Below are 13,658 nucleotides of genomic sequence, written 5' to 3'. Positions count from 1 at the left end.
GATGAGTATGCCGTGAGTTCCGGTCAGCCTGCCGAACGAAGCCGTTCCGCGATCTGTTCCGGGGTGGCGTCGTTGATCCAGACCGCCATGCCCGACTCGGATCCGGCCAGGTACTTCAGCTTGTCCTTGGCCCGCAGCACGGAGAACAGCTCCAGGTACAGCCACGACAGCTCCCGGTCCCGCCGCACCGGAGCCTGGTGCCAGCCCGCGATGTACGGCAGCGGCCGGTCGTACAGCGCGTCACACCGGCGCAGCACGTCGAGGTACACGCGGGAAAAGTCGTCGCGCTCGGCGTCGGTGAGCGACGGAAGGTCCGGCGCCTGCCGGTGCGGCACGATCTGGATGTGCACCGGCCAGCGCGCGGCAGGCGGCACGAAAGCCGTCCAGTGCTCGCCGGTCGCGATCACGCGCTCGCCCGATTTCCGTTCCGCGGCCAGCACGTCGCCGAGCACCGAGCCGCCGTGTTCGCGTGCGACCGCCAGCATCCGCTCGGTCTTCGGCGTGACGAACGGGTAGCCGTAGATCTGGCCGTGCGGATGCGAGAGCGTGACGCCGATTTCCTCGCCGCGGTTCTCGAACGGGAAGACCTGTTCCACGCCAGGCGTCGCCGCGAGCGCAGCGGTGCGGTCGGCCCAGGCGTCCACCACGAGGCGCACCTGTTCCGGGATCAGCCGGGAGAACGCGCCGTCGTGGTCGCTGGTGAAGCACACGACCTCGCAGCGGCCGAGGCCCGGTGCGGTCGGGACGAGGCCCAAGCCGTCCACAGTGGACGGTTCACCGGTCGCCTGCTGCGAGAACGACGGGAACCGGTTCTCGAAGACGACCACGTCGTAGTCGGCTTCGGGGATTTCGCTCGGCTTGCCCGGCCGGGTCGGGCAGAGCGGGCAGAGGTCGGCGGGCGGCTTGTACGTGCGCGTCTGGCGGTGCGCCGCCATCGCGACCCACTCGCCGGTCAGCGGGTCGCGGCGGATCTCCGAGGCCGCCGCGACCGGCGGCAGGTCCCGGGTGTCCTCGGCGAGCCGTTCGCGGTCGTCGGTGTGGTCGAAATAGATGATCTCCCGGCCGTCGGCCAGGTACCGCACAGTGCGTTTCACGCTTCTTCTGCCTCGAGGTTCTCCGCCGTTTCGGCGATCATGAGTTCTCCGACCCGCTCCGCGAGGTCTTCCCGCGCGCGGTCGTCCAGTCCGTCGTCGGTCACCACGACCTGCGCTTCTTCCAGGTCCGCGATCGTGGAAATGCCGACGGTGCCCCACTTCGTGTGGTCGGCGAGCACCACCAGCCGCCGTCCGGCCTCCACCAGCGCGCGGTCGGTTTCGCTCTCGGTGAGGTTCGGGGTGGTGAACCCGGGCCCCACCGCCATGCCGTGCACGCCGAGGAACACCAGGTCGAGGTGCAGTGTCCGCAGGCTCTGCACGGCGACCGGTCCGACCAGCGCGTCCGATGGGGTGCGCACGCCGCCGGTGAGGACCACCGTGCGGTCCGGCTGTCCCGCGTTGCGCAGCACATCGGCGACCTGGATCGAGTTGGTGACGATGGTGAGGCCCTCGACGCCGTCGAGCGCGTGCGCGAGCGTCCAGGTGGTGGTGCCCGCGGACAGGCCGATCGCGGTGCCCGGCTTGACGAGGGTGGCCGCCAGTTCGGCGATGGCTTCCTTCTGGGCGCGCTGGCGCACCGACTTCGCCTCGAACCCCGGTTCGTCGGTGCTCTTGCCGACCAGCGACGTCGCGCCGCCGTAGACCTTCTCGACCAGGCCGCGGCCCGCGAGCACGTCGAGGTCCCGGCGGACCGTCATGTCGGAGACGCCGAGCCTCGCGACGAGGTCACTGACCCGGACCGCACCGGTCCGGCGTGCTTCCTCGAGGATCACCGCCTGTCGCTGCCGCGCGAGCACCGCCACTCCCCAAGCACACCCATCAACTGCACAAAATCCTACACGATTCAACATCAGGTGTGCGCGACGTGCAGATCAAGCGTCCCCCTGCCGGGCGACAGCCATGCGTGGCGGGCCGCTCAGGCGACCGGGGCCCCTGGTAGCCGGATGGTGAGCAGAGCGCCGCCTTCCGGTGCCCGGTTGGCGTAAACCGTGCCGCCGTGCCGTTCGGCGGCGTGCTTCACGATCGCCAGCCCGAGGCCGGATCCGGGCAGGGTGCGTGCCTCCGAAGAGCGGTAGAAACGGTCGAACACCTTGGGCAGGTCCTCCTCGGCGATGCCCGGTCCGGAGTCCGCGACCTCGACCACTGCGGTGCCGTCGCCGAGCGGACGCAGCGTGACCCGCACCCGCGAACCCTGCGGCGAGAACTTCACCGCATTGTCCAGCAGGTTCAGCACCGCTCGCTCGAGCGAGCTGTTGTCGCCGGTGAGCACCCACGGCTGCAGCGCGACCTCGAACTCGATCTCGCCCGCCCGACGGCGCGCCCGGTCGAGTGCGCGCTCGACCACGTCCATCAGGTCGACGCGTTCGGCCTGCTCGCGCGGTTCATCCTGCCGCGCCAGCTCCACCAGGTCGCCGATGAGCTGGGTCAGCTCGTCGAGCTGGCCGCGAATGTCGGCCTCGATGTCGGCTCGGTCCTCGTCCGGCAGCGACGGCGCACCCGGGCGACTGGCCGACAGCAGCAGTTCCAGGTTGGTGCGCATGGAAGTCAGCGGGGTCCGCAGCTCGTGCCCGGCATCGGCGACCAGTTGCCGCTGCCGTTCCTGCGAGTCCGCGACCGTGCCGAGCATGATGTTGAAGCTGTGCGTGAGCCGGGCGAGTTCGTCATCGCCGCTCACCGGGATCGGGCGCAGGTCGCCGGTCGCGGCTACCCGTTCGGCAGCTGAGGTCAGCCGGTCGACGGGGCGCAATCCGGCGCGCGCGACGGCCGTGCCCGCGCCCGCGGCCACCACGATCCCGGCACCGCCGACGAGGAACAGCACCACGGACAGCTGGTTCAGCGCGCGCATCGTCGGAGCCATCGACTGAGCCAGCACGATCGCCTGGCCGTGCCCGAGCGGCACCGCGACCACGCGCATGCCGGTGGCCGCGTCGGTGCGCAGCGACTGCGGAAGGACGCCGGTCGCGACGCGCATCTCGGACGGGCCGACCGGCGGCCGCGTGCCCGGCTGCGGATAGATCAGGTCGCCGGTGAGGCCGTTGAGCTGGCCGATCTGCAGGTCAGCGCTGGCCAGCAAAGCTCCCGGAACCTCGCGCAACTGGTCGGTCGGCACCTGGGGCGAGTTCGCCGCGGCTTGTGCGCGGGCCAGCAGGTTGTCGTCGAGCTGAGTAAGGAGGTTGTTGCGCACCACGAGGTACGCGCACAGGGACACGAGCGCCACCGCACCCGCGACGCACGCCGCGGCCAGCAGCGTGACGCGGCCGCGCAGCGAGAACCGCCGGGTGGTCCACCGGGTGCCCCGCGGATCCGGGACCTCCCCCTCCGGCGCGGCGTGCGCACCCGCCGGGTAGTCGGTCACGGCGGGGTCTCGCGCAGGACGTACCCCACTCCACGCACCGTGTGGATCAGCCTCGGTTCGTTGTCCGCTTCCGTCTTGCGGCGCAAATAGCCGACGTAGACCTCCAGCGCGTTGCCCGACGTCGGGAAGTCGTAACCCCATACTTCCTCCAGGATCCTTCCGCGGGTCAGCACGTGCTTGGGGTACGAGAGGAACAGCTCGAGCAGCGCGAACTCGGTGCGGGTGAGACTGATCTCGCGGCCGCCGCGGCGGACCTCGCGAGTGCCCGGGTCCAGCGTGAGGTCGGCGAACGACAGCACCTCCGACGTCTCGCCCTGCTGAGCGTCCGGCGCGGCGCGGCGCAGCAGGGCGCGCAACCGGGCGAGCAGTTCCTCCAGGGCGAACGGCTTGGGCAGGTAGTCGTCGGCGCCGGCGTCGAGGCCGGAGACCCGGTCGGAGACGGTGTCGCGGGCGGTCAGCACGAGAATCGGCAGGTCGTCGCCGGTGCTGCGGAGCCGGCGGGCCACTTCGAGCCCGTCGAGGCGCGGCATCATCACGTCGAGAACCATCGCGTCCGGACGGTTGGCGAGGATCGTCTCCAACGCCTGCGCACCATCGCTCGCGAGCTCCACGGTGTAGCCGTTGAACTCCAAAGACCGCCTGAGCGATTCACGGACGGCACGGTCGTCGTCCACTACGAGGATGCGCATGCCGCCAGTCTTACGCAGAGTGCTGAGACCCGCCTAAGAACACACGCAGAACACACAAAGAGCATTTCCGGACGACCGCGGACAGGGCGGCACATTCGCGCTGGCCGCGCCGGGGGTCGCGGACGCGGAAATCACAACGAGCGCTCTTCCGGCGGCCGGGCGACCGGGGCGTTCCAGTGTCGCCAGAGAGCGAGCACGCGGATCGCGACCACGACCACCGCCGAGACGGTCGTGACCGCGCCGGCCGGGAGGTGCAGCGCGTGCCCCGCCCAGACGCACACCGCGCCGGTCAGCGCGGCCATCGCGTAGATCTCCTTGCGCAGCACGAGCGGGATCTCCCGCAGCAGCAGGTCGCGGACCGCGCCGCCGCCGATGCCGCTGGTCATGCCGATCAGACACGCGGCGTACCCGGTCGCGCCCGCGTTGAGTGCCAGCGTGGTGCCGGCTGTGGCGAACACTCCGAGCCCGACCGCGTCCGCGAGCAGCACGGCGTGGCGCAGCCGGGCGACCTGCGGGTGAAAGGCGAACACGACCAGAGCCGTCACCGCGCAGACGGCCAGGTACGGCCAGTTGCGCAGGGACGTCGGCGGATGGATGCCGAGGAGCACGTCGCGGATGATGCCGCCGCCGAGTGCCGTGGTCAGGCCGACCACGACGACCCCGAACACGTCCAGCCGCGCCCGGACCGCGGCCAGCGCCCCGGACGCCGCGAACGCCACCAGCCCGAGGAACTCGAGCGCGGTCAGCAGCATGTGCTGGTTCTACTGGTCGAGAAGCCCGCCGCGGTAGGCCAGGAGCGCGGCCTGCACCCGGTTGGCCGCGCCGATCTTCGACAGCACCGCCGAGACGTACCCCTTCACCGTCGCCTCGGACAGGTGCAGCCGCCCGCCGATCTCAGCGTTCGAGAGACCCTGCCCGATCAGCGCGACGACCTCGCGTTCGCGTTCGGACAACGAGGCCAGGAGCTTGCGCGCCGGCTGCGCGGCCCGCTGCTCGTCGCGGTGGCTCTGCACCATCCGCACGGCCACGCCCGGATCGAGGACGGCGCCGCCCTTGGCCAGGTCGCGCACGGCCCGCAGCAACGCCGCCGGGTCGATGTCCTTCAGCAGGAAGCCGTTGGCTCCGAGCCGCAGCGCGAGGCTGACGTACTCGTCGATGTCGAAGGTGGTGAGCATGGCGACGGTCGGCGGATCGGGCAGCGCGAGAATGGCCCGGAGCGCGCGAATGCCGTCGTCAGGGGCGCGCATCTTGATGTCGAGCAGCGCGACGTCAGGGTGATAGCGACGGGCGACCTCGACCGCCGATCTGCCGTCGCTCGCCTCGCCCACGATCTCGATGTCCGACGCCCCGGACATCATGGCGCGCAGCCCCGACCGAACTAGTTCCTCGTCGTCGGCGAACATGAGCTTGATCAACGAAGCCCTCCGGCAAACCGTGGGTTGGAGGCGGCTCCCCGCACCCGTTACGGAAGATTACCTACTGTTGTTCACGGTTTCGAAACCAGACACGACCAGGTGACGCGGCTGGTCCACCGGAGCGGCCGAGAACAGCAGTCGACCCGGTTGCTGGTCACCCACTTGAGTGACTTCTTCGGATGGGCGCCGCCGAGTTGCGTAACCGATCCAGAAGGAGCGGATGTTCATCGGCTGGTTCGGAAGGCTTGCTGACTGGAGTCCGCGCGAAAAAGGTGACCGCCGGGCGCGCCGCCGCTGCTACGGTCGCGGCGACGTTCCAGTTCATCGTTCTCTTCAGCTGACGGTCCTGCGACCCGCCCCTCGCAGATCCAGCACCGGCCCGGGCGGGTCTCAACGCGCCGTTTTCGGCGCAGGACCCCGTCAGCCGCGCGCCTCGACTCGCGCTGTGCCCTGGAGAACGACGTGTCACCTGAACACCCTTCCTACTGGACCGCGCTGCGCCAGCCCCACGTGGTGCGCTCCTTCCTGCCGAGCATCCTTGGCCGGTCGTCGCTGGCGATGTCCGGTCTCGCGCTCGTGTTCCTCCTCGAATCCGGCAGCGGATCATTCGCCGCCGCCGGAGCCGTCACGGCCACGCTGGGAATCGCCAACGTCGTCGCGACACCCTGGCGAGCGCGCGCCGTCGACCGATTCGGCCAGGCAACCGTCTTGTCCACGCTGGGCGCGGTCCACACGATGGCGCTCGTGGTGTTCGCCATGGATCCGGGCGCGCCGTTGCCTTTCTTGCTGGGTCTTGGCACCGTCGCGGGGTTGTCGCTTCCGCCGTTCGGATCGACGATGCGCGTGGTGTGGTCGGCGGCGCTCGCCAGCGGCCCCCTGCGCACTCGGGGGCTGAGCCTGGACGCAGTCGCCGAAGAGTTGATTTTCGCAGTCGGGCCGTTGACTTCCGCGATCCTCACCGCGCTCGCGGATCCGGCGCTGGCGCTTTACGTCTCGGCCGGCCTCGTCGCCACGGGCAGCGGCCTTTTCGTGCTCAGCCCGCTGTCCCGGCAACAGCGCGGGCACCGCACCAAACGAACCGCGGAAGCGCCGAAACCGTTGCGGTCGCCCGGATTTCTCCCGGTGGTGGTCGCCATCATGGCTCCGGGAATCATCCTCGGCGCGGTCGAGATCGTGGCACCGGCCATGGGGTCGGCCGAGGGTTCCGCGGTTCTGCCCGGTGTCGTCCTGGCCCTGTTCGCTGGGGCGAGCGCGCTCGGCGGTTTGCTGTACGGCCGCCTCAATCCGCGGATGCCTGTCGAACGACAGCTGCTCGTCCTCGGCACAGCGCTGATCGGCGTCAGCGCGACCGCTGGGCTCATCGGGTCCACGCCAGTGCTGGTCGTCGGCATCGGCATAGCGGGCGGCTTCATCGCACCGCTGCTCATCGTCGGCTACCTCGCGGCTGATGCTCGCACTGATCCCACCGTGCGGACCGAAGCAAGCAGCTGGATCAACACCGCGGTCAACCTTGGTGCCGCTGCCGGCTCGGGCCTCCTCGGCGCGACGACGGAAACCACGACACCCGGTACCGCGCTCGCGCTCTGCACCGCGGCGGCAGCGGTCGTCTTGCTCGTCAGCGCGCCACGACGCCGTCGCGCAGTGCCGTGAACAGCTGATCAAGGCGGACGCGGTGGTTCTTCGCCGCCGCGCGGTCTGGCTCGCCCTCGATACGGCGGCGGACGGTTTCTACGAGCACCGTGCTGTAGCCAGCGATAAAGAAGGCCGCGAGCAAAAACCCGTCGCCGTCGAAGGCGGGGTCTTGGGCTAGCTCCTCGGCGAGGACGGACTGGAGTTCGGAACCAATGGCTCGCGCGCGGGCGATCAGCGCGGGGGAACCGGCGACCGTCCGGAAAAACGGTACGGAATTGGCGCTGATCCCGGACAGCGGCGCACAGTCGTCGCACAGGCGGAAGCACAGGTCCTGCAAGGAGGTCAGGATATCGGCGTCCGGCGCGCGGTCTCGGACTGCCGCGCGCAGCAGATCCACGGCGTCGGCCGCTCGGTCCAGGAAGAGGTCTTCCTTTCGCGCGAAGTGGTTGAAGACCGTCACGCTGGAAACCCCGGCCTCCCGCGCGATCTCGGCAACGGTCACGGCTTCGTACCCGCGCTCCACGAACAGCCGGTTCGCGACCGCCAGGATCCGGGCGCGCGTCCGCGGGCCGCCGCGTTCGCTGGTTCTGGGCATCCGGAACCACTTCCTTGTGTCACTAAATTTAGTTAGTTAAGATGCTACCAGGCAGAGGGGAGCCCAGTCATGAGCGAGCGCGTGTTTCCCGCTCCGTCGACGATCAGCGAGCAAGCACGGTCTTGGCTCGTCCTCGACGCCGGCGAGTTGACCTATCCGGCTGCCGACGACACGGATGGCTGGCTCGCGATGGCGGCTCGGGCGAATCAGTCGACTGCCCAGCGGTTTCCGGTCACTGGACTGCCGGTGCACGTCGAGGACTTCGAGGTCGACGGAGCCGCCGGGTACGCCGCGCGGCCGCATGGGGTCGATGACGACGCCGTCTTCCTGTGGATGCATCCCGGCGGCCTCCTGGTCGGCGGCGGGGAGGCCGCCGGGCGACAACGGCCAGGACCGCCTTGTCGACCGGCATGCTCGTGTGGGGCGTGGACTACCGACTGCCGCCGCTCTATCCGTATCCGGCGGCGCTGAATGATGCGATGTCCGTGTACCAGCACGCGCTGCGGGAGCGTGATCCGTCGCAGGTGTTCGTCGGCGGCGATTCCGCGGGAGGGAACATCGCGGCCGCGCTTTTGTTGTGCGCCAAGGACGCCGGGTTGCCGATGCCGGCCGCGCTGGTGCTCAACACGCCGCAAGTCGACCTGACCGAATCCGGCGACACCTTCCAGACGCTGGACGGCGTAGACAACATCCTCCGCAGTCTGGCTCCCACGAACGCCCTCTACGCAGCGGGTGCCGACCTGCGGGATCCGTACCTGTCCCCGATCTTCGGTGACGTTTCCGGCTTCCCGCCCACCTTCCTCCGGAGCGGTACCCGCGATCTGTTCCTGTCGAACACGGTCCGGATGCATCGGAAATTGCGCGCCGCCGGCGTGGCAGCCGAACTGCACGTGTTCGAGGCGATGCCGCACGGCGGGTTCGGCGGCGACAGCCCGGAGGACTTGGACGCGGCGGCGGAGCAGCGGCGGTTTCTCGCTCGGAGTTGAGAGAACTTGTTTGCCGCAAGACTTTCGAGATCCGATGCCGTCAGGTTATCGCCGGATAGCGAACCAGTCTTGGACGCCAGGTCCGCACGCAGGCAAAACTCGAGGCATGACCACCGCTATCCGTCGCCCTCTTCCCGGCTCCGATACCCGTCGAGCAGCAGCTTCGTAGTCAACTCGATGTGGTCCCGCAGGGCCTCGACCGTGCCCGCGACGTCTCGTTCGATCGCGCGTTCGCAGATCAGCCGGTGTTCCGCCGCGACGTCGCGGTGGTTGTCCTCGCTCGAGGCGCGGGCCCAGCACCGGTAGACCTCGGCCGATTCGCGCAGCTGGGTCGCCACCGTGCGCAGGTGCTGGTTCGGGCAGCCCTCCAGCAGGACCTGATGGAACCGGGCGTGCGCGGACAGCCAGCGCTCGTTGATCGCGTCTGACTCGTCGGCGAACGTGGTGCGGGCGAGATTGTGATGCGCCGCGAGCAGGTCGGACTCCCATTCGATGCTGCCGTGCGCGAGGGATTCGCGGACCACGTGTGTTTCGACGACCACGCGCGCTTCGGTGAGGTCTTGCAGCGTGTCCGGGGAGACGTCGATGACCCGGAATCCTTGCTGTGGCGCGAAAGTCGCGAGTCCTTGGCCGACCAGCCGGGGCAGCGCTTCGCGCAGGACGCCGCTGCTGGCGTCGTAGTCCCCTTTGAGCGCTTCGACGCGCAGCCGCGTTCCGGGCGCGTGCCGGCCGTTGAGGATGTCGGCGCGAAGACGCAGGTAGACGTCCTCGACGCGGGTCGTGCTGCGAGCGCCAGTCATGTCGCAGATCGTACCTGGTTCCGCATACTCGCCATAATCTCGAGATTTAGTTGACTTATCGAGATTCAGCGGTGTTCACTGGCCGGGAAGCAGCGGAAGGACGCGGAGAATGCAAACGACGACACGGGCCGGCCGGATGTGCCTGGTGCTCAATGACAGGGCGATCGACGTCGAAGGGGCGAGCGGCGGGCGGTTCCCGGCCGATCCGCTCGCGGTTTTCGAGCGCTGGAGCGAGTTCGCGGAGTGGGGGCGGACGACGACCGACGGACCGGCCGCGCCCGAGGGCCTCGCGGGGAGTCCTTCGCCGAAGCCGCGGCAGATCTTCGCCATCGGGCTGAATTACCGCGAGCACGCGCAGGAAGCCGGGCTCGAACTTCCGGAGTCGCCGGCCACTTTCACGAAGTTCGGCACGTCCCTCACCGGGCCGGACACGGAGCTGAAGCTGCCGAGCGAGTTCGTCGACTGGGAAGCGGAACTTGTGGTGGTGATCGGCCGCCGGGCGGAGAAAACCGCGGCCGAGGACGCCTGGCTGCACGTGGCGGGATTGACTGTGGGGCAGGACTTTTCCGAGCGAGTCGTCCAGGCGGCGGGACCGGTTCCGCAGTTCTCGCTCGGCAAGTCGTTCCCGGGGTTCGCTCCCACCGGGCCGGTCCTGGTGACCGCGGACGAGTTCGCCGACCCCGACGACCTCGCGATCGAGTGCCTGGTCAACGGCGAGAGCGTGCAGAAGGCGCGCACGTCGTCAATGGTCTTCTCGGTCGCCGAGCTGATCGCGCGGCTCTCGGCGGTGTGCCCGCTCCTTCCCGGCGACCTGATCTTCACCGGCACGCCCTCGGGGGTCGGGCATTCGCGGTCCCCGCGGCGCTACCTGTGGCCGGGCGACGAGGTCGTCACCCAGATCGAGGGCATCGGACAGCTCCGGCAGACCTGCGTCGCCGGGTGAAGGGAGCGATTCCATGGCACTGCACAGATTGAAGTCGCTGACCGTCGGAGTACCCGACGTCGCGGGCACCTCTGGCTACTACGCCGACTTCGGGCTCACGCAGCTCGCGCCCGGCAGGTTCGCCACGGTCGAGGGCGGCGAGCAGTTCGTGCTCGCGCACTCGCGGGTGCGCCGCCTGCTGGGTCTGACCGTCGCGGTCGACGACGCCGACGACCTCGGCCGGATCGCCGCCAACCTCGACCGGCTCGGCTTTCCGGTGCAGCGCGAGGCCGACACGCTGCACGCCCGGGAACCGATCGCGGACATCGCCGTCGAAGCGGTCGTCGCGCCGCGGCTGGTCCGCACACCGGTGCCGGCGACTCCGTACAACGGGCCTGGCCGGTTGGACCGCGCCAATACTCGCGCGCCCGTGTTGTCCCGTACCGGGCCGGTGCGGCCGCTCGCGCTGGGGCACGTCGTGATCGGGACGGTCGAGCAGGAATCGACCCAGCGGTTCTTCACCGACGGCATCGGGTTCAAGGTCAGCGACGTGGTTCCGGGCCGGGCGGCGTTCCTGCGGTGCTCCACCGATCACCACAACCTGCTGGTGCAGCAGGCTCCGCTCAATTTCCTGCACCACACGTCCTGGCAGGTGTCCGATGTGGACGAAGTCGGCCGCGGAGCGATGGGCATGCTCGCCGAGCATCCGGAACGGCATGTCTGGGGATTGGGCCGCCACCACATCGGGTCGAATTTCTTCTGGTATATCAAGGATCCCGCCGGGAACTTCGCCGAGTACTACTCCGACATGGACGCCATCGTCGACGACCAGCTCTGGACGCCGCGGTCGTTCGAGGGCATGCGGTCGCTCTACGAATGGGGCCCGCCGCCCCCGCCGTCGTTCATCAATCCGGAGGACCTGGCGGCGCACATGACCGGCGCGCACGCCGAAGGCAGCTGAGCGGAAAGGCCATCATCTTGCGTTACATCGCCATGGAAGAAGCGTTCGCGCTTCCCGAACTGCAGGCCGGATACCCAGTGCCCAAGACGGAAACCGCCGCGCGGTGGGTCGAGGACTGGGGGAAACGGTTGTGCGACTACACGACATACCGGCTGCCGGAAATGGACGCGCACGGCATCGACGTTCAGGTGCTTTCCCTGACCGCACCCGGCATTCAAGGGCTGACCGATGCCGACCAGGCGGTCAAGGATGCCCGGATCGCCAATGACCAGTTAGCCGAAGTGATCGCCGCGCATCCGGATCGGTTCCGCGGCCTGGCCGCGTTGCCGCTCCAGAATCCGGATGCGGCGGTGCCGGAACTTCACCGCGCCGTCGGCGAACTCGGGCTCAGCGGAGCTCTCGTCAACGACCACACCAACGGCACCTACCTCGACGACCCGCGCTACGAACCGGTGTGGTCCGCCCTCGAAGAACTGGACGTGCCGCTTTACCTCCACCCGGGCGCTCCCCCAGCCGAGCCCTGGAAGGTACTCGAAGGACGTCCTGAACTGCGCGGTCCATTGTGGAGTTGGGCGGCCGAGACGAGCGGACACGCGCTCCGGCTGGTTTTCGGCGGCGTCTTCGACCGGCATCCGGGTGCCACTCTCATCCTCGGTCACCTGGGCGAGTTCCTGCCGTTTCAGCTCGCGCGTCTCGATTCGCGCTACGACCGGCAGGAACTTCGGACCCTCGCGCGGAAACCGTCGGAATACTTCGGCGACAACATCCTGATCACCACCAGCGGGGTTTGTTCCTCGGCCGCGCTCGCCGGGGCGGTGCTGGCCGTCGGAGCGGACGCGATCATGTTCGCCGTCGACTATCCGTTCGAAGACACCGCCGAGGCCGTTCAGTTCCTCGAGCAGGCACCGATCAGCAACCGCGACCGGGAGAAGATCAGCCACGGCAACGCCGAACGGGTGCTACGCCTTTCCACCGACAAGGCGAGCACATGAAGATGCCGTGGCGAGCCATCGCGATCGGGCTGGCCGTCATGACGCTGGAGGGATACGACCTCGTCGCTTTCGGAGCGACGACGCCGCTGTTGCTCCGCCATCAACCGTGGCAGCTTTCCCTTCCCGAACTGGGCACGTTGGGCAGCCTCACGCCGGTGGGCATGCTTTTCGGCGCACTGCTGGTCGGGCCGCTCACCGATCGGCACGGGCGCCGCCGGACGACTTTGCTCAGCATCGCGATCGTCTCGCTGGGCATGTTCGCTTGTGCGTTGGCGCCCAATCCGGAATTGTTCGGTGCCAGCAGGCTCCTCGTCGGACTGGGAGTCGGCGCGGTCTACCCCTCGATGGGCCCGCTGATCTTCGAACTCGCGCCGCCGAAACGGAAGAACCTCAGTTCGGCGATCGTCCAATGTGGAGTTACCATCGGCGGTTCGCTGGCCGCTGTTGTAGCCGCGGCGTTCCTGAGCGGAGACAACTTCCGGCCCGAGTATCTCGTCGGCGGAGCGGTCGGGTTGCTGCTGGTGCCGATGACTTACCGCTGGCTTCCCGAATCACCGGTCTACCGGAGGGAGCCGACCGGAGCACGCGGTCTGCGCGTCGTGTTGCGCCCGCCGTATACCGGAACGACCGTGCTGTTCTGCGCCATGGTGATCTGTTCGTTCTTGCTCATTTTCGGGATCAACACCTGGTTGCCGCAATTGATGCAGGCCGCGCGGTATCCGCTGGATTCCTCGCTGATGTTCCTGACCCTGGTCAATGTCGGCGCGACGGTCGGCGGTCTCGCGATCGCGGCGCTCGCCGACCGGGCGGGATCGCGAATCCCCATCATCGCGTGTTTTGTCGTCGCCGCAGGAGCTATGGCCGCCTTGAGCGTTCGGTCGCCATTGCCGGTGCTGTCAGTGATCGTGCTGATCGGCGGCGCGGGCGCGTTCGGCGTGCAGGGGCTGATCAACGTGTACGTCGCCCGCACTTATCCAGCGCACGCCCGGGCCAGCGCGATCGGCGTCGCGCTGGGAATCGGCCGGATCGGCGCGATCGCCGGGCCGGTGCTCGGCGGATGGGTCCTTGCCGCCGGGTTCGCTCCACAGTGGAATTTCCTGCTTTTCGCGGTGCCGGCGATCCTCGGGGCGATCCTCACTGTCGTCCTCGGAAGTTTCCACCGCACCACCGAAACCCCCGCGTCGCAACCGGTCGAAGAACCGGCTTGAACGAAGGA

15 protein-coding genes are annotated in these 13,658 nt (G+C 68.8%); 7 read left to right on the top strand and 8 right to left on the bottom strand.

Annotated elements, in window-relative coordinates; genetic code table 11:
- Positions 1-23 precede the first annotated feature (23 nt).
- The 6 genes from galT to PUT80_RS00815 all read right to left on the bottom strand — a co-directional run bounded on the left by galT (position 24) and on the right by PUT80_RS00815 (position 5,554).
- Positions 24-1,094: a galactose-1-phosphate uridylyltransferase gene (gene galT / locus PUT80_RS00840; RefSeq protein ID WP_275290741.1), complete on the bottom strand. Its 1,071-nt coding sequence runs from the start codon at positions 1,092-1,094 to the stop codon at positions 24-26.
- On the bottom strand, positions 1,091-1,891 hold the full coding sequence (locus PUT80_RS00835; protein WP_106961260.1) for a DeoR/GlpR family DNA-binding transcription regulator: 801 nt from the start codon (positions 1,889-1,891) through the stop codon (positions 1,091-1,093). Before PUT80_RS00835 ends, galT begins: the two co-directional genes overlap by 4 nt.
- Before the next feature lie 119 nt (positions 1,892-2,010).
- Positions 2,011-3,450 (bottom strand): HAMP domain-containing sensor histidine kinase, encoded by a 1,440-nt coding sequence (locus tag PUT80_RS00830; RefSeq protein ID WP_134665169.1) that lies wholly within the window; start codon positions 3,448-3,450, stop codon positions 2,011-2,013.
- On the bottom strand, positions 3,447-4,139 hold the full coding sequence (locus PUT80_RS00825) for a response regulator transcription factor (RefSeq protein ID WP_037811118.1): 693 nt from the start codon (positions 4,137-4,139) through the stop codon (positions 3,447-3,449). Before PUT80_RS00825 ends, PUT80_RS00830 begins: the two co-directional genes overlap by 4 nt.
- A gap of 131 nt (positions 4,140-4,270) precedes the next feature.
- Positions 4,271-4,891, bottom strand: coding sequence for a trimeric intracellular cation channel family protein (locus PUT80_RS00820; RefSeq protein ID WP_134665171.1), 621 nt, complete (start codon positions 4,889-4,891; stop codon positions 4,271-4,273).
- Between the two features lie 9 nt (positions 4,892-4,900).
- A complete protein-coding gene (locus tag PUT80_RS00815; RefSeq protein ID WP_009083595.1) occupies positions 4,901-5,554 on the bottom strand; it encodes a response regulator transcription factor in 654 nt (217 codons plus the stop codon).
- 462 nt (positions 5,555-6,016) lie between these two features.
- On the opposite strand from PUT80_RS00815, the gene PUT80_RS00810 reads away from it, so the two are divergent.
- Complete coding sequence (locus tag PUT80_RS00810; RefSeq protein WP_275290740.1) at positions 6,017-7,204, top strand: MFS transporter; 1,188 nt, start codon at positions 6,017-6,019, stop codon at positions 7,202-7,204.
- Here the strand turns inward: PUT80_RS00810 and PUT80_RS00805 are convergent.
- The gene (locus PUT80_RS00805) at positions 7,170-7,781 is read right to left on the bottom strand and encodes a TetR/AcrR family transcriptional regulator (protein WP_275290739.1); all 612 of its coding nucleotides are present in this window, start codon (positions 7,779-7,781) and stop codon (positions 7,170-7,172) included. The genes PUT80_RS00810 and PUT80_RS00805 overlap by 35 nt on opposite strands.
- 69 nt (positions 7,782-7,850) lie before the next feature.
- On the opposite strand from PUT80_RS00805, the gene PUT80_RS00800 reads away from it, so the two are divergent.
- Both PUT80_RS00800 and PUT80_RS00795 read left to right on the top strand, forming a co-directional pair.
- On the top strand, positions 7,851-8,252 hold the full coding sequence (locus tag PUT80_RS00800; RefSeq protein WP_275290738.1) for a hypothetical protein: 402 nt from the start codon (positions 7,851-7,853) through the stop codon (positions 8,250-8,252).
- Positions 8,207-8,767: an alpha/beta hydrolase gene (locus PUT80_RS00795; RefSeq protein ID WP_275290737.1), complete on the top strand. Its 561-nt coding sequence runs from the start codon at positions 8,207-8,209 to the stop codon at positions 8,765-8,767. The genes PUT80_RS00800 and PUT80_RS00795 overlap by 46 nt, the downstream gene beginning before the upstream one ends.
- A 116-nt stretch (positions 8,768-8,883) precedes the next feature.
- Here the strand turns inward: PUT80_RS00795 and PUT80_RS00790 are convergent, their stop codons facing one another.
- Positions 8,884-9,567 carry a GntR family transcriptional regulator gene (locus PUT80_RS00790; RefSeq protein ID WP_275290736.1) on the bottom strand — a complete coding sequence of 228 codons (684 nt, stop codon included), beginning with the start codon at positions 9,565-9,567 and terminating at the stop codon, positions 8,884-8,886.
- A gap of 109 nt (positions 9,568-9,676) precedes the next feature.
- Here PUT80_RS00790 and PUT80_RS00785 point away from each other — a divergent pair, with 109 nt between their 5' ends.
- From PUT80_RS00785 to PUT80_RS00770, 4 genes are read left to right on the top strand one after another with little or no spacing between them, the layout of a single operon-like run.
- Positions 9,677-10,510: a fumarylacetoacetate hydrolase family protein gene (locus PUT80_RS00785; RefSeq protein WP_275290735.1), complete on the top strand. Its 834-nt coding sequence runs from the start codon at positions 9,677-9,679 to the stop codon at positions 10,508-10,510.
- 13 nt (positions 10,511-10,523) lie between these two features.
- Positions 10,524-11,450, top strand: a complete 927-nt coding sequence (locus PUT80_RS00780) for a VOC family protein (RefSeq protein ID WP_275290734.1) — start codon at positions 10,524-10,526, stop codon at positions 11,448-11,450.
- Between the two features lie 17 nt (positions 11,451-11,467).
- Positions 11,468-12,442 (top strand): amidohydrolase family protein, encoded by a 975-nt coding sequence (locus PUT80_RS00775; RefSeq protein ID WP_275290733.1) that lies wholly within the window; start codon positions 11,468-11,470, stop codon positions 12,440-12,442.
- Positions 12,439-13,650 (top strand): aromatic acid/H+ symport family MFS transporter, encoded by a 1,212-nt coding sequence (locus tag PUT80_RS00770; RefSeq protein ID WP_275290732.1) that lies wholly within the window; start codon positions 12,439-12,441, stop codon positions 13,648-13,650. Before PUT80_RS00775 ends, PUT80_RS00770 begins: the two co-directional genes overlap by 4 nt.
- Positions 13,651-13,658: the final 8 nt, after the last annotated feature.

It is taken from the genome of Amycolatopsis sp. La24 (assembly GCF_029087445.1).
GTDB classification, from domain to species: domain Bacteria; phylum Actinomycetota; class Actinomycetes; order Mycobacteriales; family Pseudonocardiaceae; genus Amycolatopsis; species Amycolatopsis nivea.
The sequence above is the reverse complement of the archived record's forward strand: the minus strand, read 5'-3'. Positions and strand labels throughout refer to the sequence as shown.

Excerpts from the sequence above, each read along its gene's own strand:
- PUT80_RS00785 (WP_275290735.1), top strand. The coding sequence starts at position 9,677 with ATGCAAACGACGACACGGGCCGGCCGGATGTGCCTGGTGCTCAATGAC.
- PUT80_RS00770 (WP_275290732.1), top strand. The coding sequence starts at position 12,439 with ATGAAGATGCCGTGGCGAGCCATCGCGATCGGGCTGGCCGTCATGACG.
- PUT80_RS00825 (WP_037811118.1), bottom strand. The coding sequence starts at position 4,139 with ATGCGCATCCTCGTAGTGGACGACGACCGTGCCGTCCGTGAATCGCTC.
- PUT80_RS00820 (WP_134665171.1), bottom strand. The coding sequence starts at position 4,891 with ATGCTGCTGACCGCGCTCGAGTTCCTCGGGCTGGTGGCGTTCGCGGCG.
- PUT80_RS00780 (WP_275290734.1), top strand. The coding sequence starts at position 10,524 with ATGGCACTGCACAGATTGAAGTCGCTGACCGTCGGAGTACCCGACGTC.
- PUT80_RS00800 (WP_275290738.1), top strand. The coding sequence starts at position 7,851 with ATGAGCGAGCGCGTGTTTCCCGCTCCGTCGACGATCAGCGAGCAAGCA.
- PUT80_RS00790 (WP_275290736.1), bottom strand. The coding sequence starts at position 9,567 with ATGACTGGCGCTCGCAGCACGACCCGCGTCGAGGACGTCTACCTGCGT.
- PUT80_RS00805 (WP_275290739.1), bottom strand. The coding sequence starts at position 7,781 with ATGCCCAGAACCAGCGAACGCGGCGGCCCGCGGACGCGCGCCCGGATC.